A 4,648-nucleotide genomic window follows, 5' to 3' on the forward strand; every position below is an offset into this window, starting at 1 on the left:
ACAAGTTTTTATGCCGTTCTCAAAACCGATATACAAAACAAGACCCTGTGGGAGCGGGCTTGCCCGCGATGGCGTCAGACCAGACTGCACATTACCTGCGGATTATCCGCCGCTCTTCTCTTTGCTACTGCCCGAATCCTTGGACTGGCTAGAGGTTCCACTATCCGTCGACCCCTTCTCACTCTTGACCCCACTGTCCTTCTTCGGGCTGGTGCTGCTGCCATTGGCATCCCCACCATTGCCACCCCCAATCGAACCCGGTGGCAGCGCATTCTCGGGCCCGGAGCCCGCGTTCATTTCCGTGGACGGCGGCATTCCGCCCTTGTCGACTGGCGCATCGTTGCCGGCAAACGCCGCCCATGAACACAGTGACATCAAGCCGGCCATTGCCATGGCCGTGATTTTTGACCTGATCATGGTGCACTCCTTTTCAAAGCTGCTTACCTGACTGTTGGCAGCAGGCGCTTTTCAAGGTTGCCGCTCAATCGACAAGCGGTCTCTGGTGAGAACGGCTGCGAGCGGATATCAGCTCGGATTGTCAGGGGGAGATTCGACGTCGGTGCGCCTGACGTTTTCGTCGGGCACCTGCTCGATACCGGCGTCATCGTCGGGTGGTCGCTGGTCGCGATCCAGGGGATCGGTGGGTGAAGGGAGGGGATATTCGGGGGTTTCGTCGGCGTCGGTGTCTCTTGGATCAGCATTCATGGCGCACCTCTCGGAGAGCCTGAAAAGCAGGCCCTAACATTTCGAGGATTACGCGTTACGCACGTTCGACCGGGCGGACAACCGGTCAATCATCATCGTCTTCGTGATCATGCTCGAGTTCGATATTTCCAACGTCACCGGCATCATCGGAGTCGTTGAGCGGCACCGTGGCATCGTCCATCAGAGACCCCGGATCTTCATTGCCCGGATCGTTGATCAGCGGATCAATGACTGGACTATCTTCTGTTTTACCCGCAGTTTTCGAAGCCATGACACACCTCGAGTATTCGGAGATGAGGAGCGTTCAGCCCCTCACCTTGGCTCCTCACCAAAGCAACAATCAATGATGTTTGTTGCGATGCTTGTTCTTGTGCTTGTGACCACCGGAGTGGCGGTCATTGTCGGTACCCAGATTATTGCCGACCGCACCACCGGCTGCACCACCAAGACCTGCACCAATGGCCGAACCGGTAGAACCGCCAAGGCTGTTGCCTAGCACCGAACCGCCGGCGCTACCCAGGCCACCGCCGATTGCAGCTTCGGTGCGGCTGCCTTTGCGAGCACCGACCGCACTACCGGCGGCGCCACCGACGCCGGCACCCACCGCAGCACCAGTACTGCCGCCGACCTGGCCACCGACGACGTTACCAATTACGCCGCCAAGGCCCCCGCCTACCGCAGCGGAGCCGTTATCGCCCGCCATGGCCAGAGGTGAGAGCAACAGCCCAAAAACCAAGGCCGGTATCAGGGAACGTCGAGTCTCTTTACCTTTGGCATTCGCTGTCATGGTGTGCCTCGAATCTTCAAGGGATGTAAAGATTTGAGGCTTGATCGGGAAAAACGTTCGCTGAAGTCGATTGATCAACCGGCGATGGCACGATCCACCGACAGCTTGCCCGCACCTTCAATCAGCACCGCGATGCTGCCACCCAGCAAGGCCAGGGCGAATTCGTAGCCGTTGTTGGCCATGAACAGGCCGTTGCTGATATGCACCGAAAAGATCGCCACCAGCGAAAGGAAGGTCAGGCCCAGCGCCGCAGGGCGCGCCAGCAGGCCAATGATCAGGGCCAGACCGGCGAAAAATTCGGTGCCGCCCGCCAGTGTCGCCATCAGGTAGCCCGGCGCCAGACCGATGCTTTCCATGTATTGAGCAGTACCGGCCAGGCCGTAGCCACCGAAGGCGCCGAAGAGCTTCTGCGAACCGTGTGCGGCGAAGATGATGCCGACGAAAATTCGCAGAACGGTCAGGCCGTAGCCAGCGCGGGTAAACAGTACCTTGTTGATCAGAGTGCTCATGCTGTGTCATCCATAGTGAGTGTGTGTTCGTTGGGCGCCATATTAATCGGTAAACAAAATAGCAAAAGCGCAAAAAACCGCTATAACCGTTCAGTTTATTCGATCATTTGCGTAGGGCGACCTTTTGCCCTTGGGGCTCCAACGATTCCCGCTCACGATCGAACGCCAGATAGTACTTGTTCACGCTATTAACATAGCTGACAGGTCCCATCCCCACCTGCTCCATGGCGATGCGCTCGACCTGGAAGAACCACTGATTGGGATTCAGCCCACGCCGCCGCGCTTCGGCGCGCATGCCCTGGACCCGCTCCGGACCGATGTTGTAGGCCGCCAGCACAAACGCCATGCGCTCGCGCTCGTTGAGTTTGGGGCTGGCGAAGAACTTCTTGCGGATCATCGCCAGGTATTTGGCCCCGGCCTGCACATTGTTATCGAGATCCTGAATATTGCTGACCCCGACCCGCTGGGCCGCCGACGGCGTGATCTGCATCAGGCCGGTGGGACCACCGCCACGGGCCTTGGGTTGCAGGCCAGATTCCTTGAACGCCAGCGCCGCCAGATTCAACCAGTCCATGCCCTGGGCAGCGGCGTGTTTCTGCAGCACCGGGCGCAGTTTTTCCAGGCGCTGGCGGTCAGCCTTGGCCAAGGGATAGTGCACTTGATAGAGGCGACGGTAGATGCGCAGGAATGCGGCGTCCTGGTCCGAGGGTTTCTTGTAGCCGGTGAGGAAGCGATCGATGCTGGCCCGCAGCATCGACGCATCGCGGCGCACGAACCAGTATTCCTCGCCCGGATCACTGATCTGGACCTGCCGGTCGATACGCAGCTTGGGCAGGATCTTGCCCCAGCGCTCGGCAATCGGTTGCTCGACGATGGTCAGGTGAAAGATCCCGCCCTGGACCATTTCCAGCACATCCTCGACTGCAAGGCTGGGATCGACCCATTCGATGATGACCGGCGGCAATTTGTGCAGGGCGAGTTTCTGATTGATCTGGCTCACGGCATCGCCGGCGGCACTGCCGGTGGGCAGCGCCAGGGTTTTGCCCGACAGCTGTTCCAGGCGGGTATAGCGACGTTCGCCCTTGATGCCGACCAGGACCAGCGGCACGTCGCGGGCAATCGGCTCGCTGGTGCTGACGGCGTAACCAGCCCGCAGATCGAGCAACTCACCGGGCGCGACCAGGTCGCCCTCCCCGCGTTGCAGGGCGCCGAGCAACTGATCCTTGCCCTTGGGGATGATCTTGAGGGTGATTTCCTGACCGTCGCGGGCGTGGCCATTGAGATATTGCTCGAACGCGCGCAAGCGGTGGTATTCGACGCCGATGGGCTGGCCCTGGACTTCGCCGGAGCTGTTGCGACTCTGGTTGACCAACACGCGCAACACGCGGCTGCTGCGGATTTCCGTGAGGTCGCGGACCTTGGCTGCGGGGACGGCTTGCAGTGGCCCGGGCAGCCGCGCCTGCGCCGAGATCGGCAGCAGCAGCGAACAGCACAGCAGTAGCAAAACCGAGGGACGAATCATCCACTCTCCGGCAAGAATTCGGGTCGACTGCATGAACGGACATGCAACCACATGGGAGAAATAGCGCGCATTGATCGCAGGCAAGGTGCGCAGAAAAAGTGCGAAAGACTGGCACAGTGATGGCACTCTGACCATCCTGTTTTGCGCATGGCTCTGTGGCACGGCTTGAAAGACAGCGATAACTGCTTGTAGTTCTTGGTTTTTCTTATAAATCTACAGCTCTGATATGCTTTTCGGCCTTGAGTCCGAGGTAGCACCATGCAACTCATCGATATCGGCGTCAACCTGACCAACTCCAGTTTCGACGACAAACACCAGGCGGTGCTCGACCGCGCGTACGCTGCGGGTGTCTGCCAATTGGTCTTGACCGGCACCAGTGTCGAGGGCAGCGAACAAGCTCTGGAGCTGTGTCGGCAACTGGATGAAAGTGGGCAACGACTGTTCGCCACCGCCGGCATTCACCCCCACTGCGCCAGCGACTGGAACGCCGACAGCGCCCGCCAGCTGCGCGGCCTGCTCAAGGAGTCCAGCGTGGTGGCCGTGGGCGAATGCGGTCTGGATTTCAACCGCGATTTCTCGCCGCGCCCGCAACAGGAAAAAGTCTTCGAAGAGCATCTGGCGCTGGCGGTCGAACTGCAGATGCCGGTGTTCCTGCATGAACGTGATGCGAGCCAGCGCTTACTGGAGATCCTGCGCGATTACCGCGATCAGTTGCCGGCCGCGGTCGTGCACTGCTTCACCGGTGAACAGAAGGCGCTGTTCAGCTACCTCGACATGGACCTGCACATCGGTATTACCGGGTGGATCTGTGATGAACGTCGGGGGACTCATCTGCATCCGCTGGTGAAGGAGATCAAACGCGAGCGTCTGATGCTGGAGAGCGATGCGCCTTATCTGCTGCCGCGCAGTTTGCGGCCCAAGCCGAAGAATGGGCGCAACGAGCCGGCGTATCTGACGGAAGTATTGCGTGAAGTGGCGTTGCACCGGGGCGAAACCCTGGAAGACCTGGCCGCCCACACCACCGCCTGCGCGCGGGCGTTCTACCGGTTGCCCACAATATCTCAATAACCACCTCATCCCTGTGGGAGCGGGCTTGCTCGCGAAGGCGGTGTATCAGTCGACACA

The 4,648-nt window shown here is 59.9% G+C and carries 7 protein-coding genes; 2 read left to right on the forward strand and 5 right to left on the reverse strand.

Annotation, left to right across the window (positions count from 1 at the left end):
• Nucleotides 1-448, forward strand: a 448-nt coding sequence (locus ACW9JE_RS28795; protein ID WP_457434688.1) for a hypothetical protein, incomplete at its 5' end; no start/stop codon positions are given.
• Between the two features lie 77 nt (nucleotides 449-525).
• Here the strand turns inward: ACW9JE_RS28795 and ACW9JE_RS28800 are convergent.
• The 5 genes from ACW9JE_RS28800 to ACW9JE_RS28820 all read right to left on the reverse strand — a co-directional run bounded on the left by ACW9JE_RS28800 (nucleotide 526) and on the right by ACW9JE_RS28820 (nucleotide 3,523).
• Entirely contained in the window at nucleotides 526-705 is a 180-nt protein-coding gene (locus ACW9JE_RS28800) for a hypothetical protein (protein ID WP_457434689.1), read from the reverse strand.
• A gap of 85 nt (nucleotides 706-790) precedes the next feature.
• Nucleotides 791-976 carry a hypothetical protein gene (locus ACW9JE_RS28805; RefSeq protein ID WP_457434690.1) on the reverse strand — a complete coding sequence of 62 codons (186 nt, stop codon included), beginning with the start codon at nucleotides 974-976 and terminating at the stop codon, nucleotides 791-793.
• Between the two features lie 69 nt (nucleotides 977-1,045).
• Nucleotides 1,046-1,492, reverse strand: a complete 447-nt coding sequence (locus ACW9JE_RS28810) for a glycine zipper domain-containing protein (protein WP_457434691.1) — start codon at nucleotides 1,490-1,492, stop codon at nucleotides 1,046-1,048.
• Between the two features lie 74 nt (nucleotides 1,493-1,566).
• The gene (locus ACW9JE_RS28815; protein ID WP_224540980.1) at nucleotides 1,567-2,001 is read right to left on the reverse strand and encodes a DoxX family protein; all 435 of its coding nucleotides are present in this window, start codon (nucleotides 1,999-2,001) and stop codon (nucleotides 1,567-1,569) included.
• Nucleotides 2,002-2,104: 103 nt separating this feature from the next.
• Nucleotides 2,105-3,523: an MltF family protein gene (locus ACW9JE_RS28820; protein WP_224541000.1), complete on the reverse strand. Its 1,419-nt coding sequence runs from the start codon at nucleotides 3,521-3,523 to the stop codon at nucleotides 2,105-2,107.
• Nucleotides 3,524-3,781: 258 nt separating this feature from the next.
• Between ACW9JE_RS28820 and ACW9JE_RS28825 the strand changes: the two genes are divergently transcribed.
• Nucleotides 3,782-4,591: a TatD family hydrolase gene (locus ACW9JE_RS28825; protein ID WP_457434692.1), complete on the forward strand. Its 810-nt coding sequence runs from the start codon at nucleotides 3,782-3,784 to the stop codon at nucleotides 4,589-4,591.
• Nucleotides 4,592-4,648: the final 57 nt, after the last annotated feature.

The sequence above is a fragment of the Pseudomonas sp. SDO55104_S430 genome (assembly GCF_054070595.1).

Bases quoted from the DNA above. Each gene is read 5' to 3' on its own strand.
- ACW9JE_RS28805 (WP_457434690.1), bottom strand. From the start codon at position 976: ATGGCTTCGAAAACTGCGGGTAAAACAGAAGATAGTCCAGTCATTGAT.
- ACW9JE_RS28825 (WP_457434692.1), top strand. From the start codon at position 3,782: ATGCAACTCATCGATATCGGCGTCAACCTGACCAACTCCAGTTTCGAC.
- ACW9JE_RS28810 (WP_457434691.1), bottom strand. From the start codon at position 1,492: ATGACAGCGAATGCCAAAGGTAAAGAGACTCGACGTTCCCTGATACCG.
- ACW9JE_RS28815 (WP_224540980.1), bottom strand. From the start codon at position 2,001: ATGAGCACTCTGATCAACAAGGTACTGTTTACCCGCGCTGGCTACGGC.
- ACW9JE_RS28800 (WP_457434689.1), bottom strand. From the start codon at position 705: ATGAATGCTGATCCAAGAGACACCGACGCCGACGAAACCCCCGAATAT.
- ACW9JE_RS28820 (WP_224541000.1), bottom strand. From the start codon at position 3,523: ATGATTCGTCCCTCGGTTTTGCTACTGCTGTGCTGTTCGCTGCTGCTG.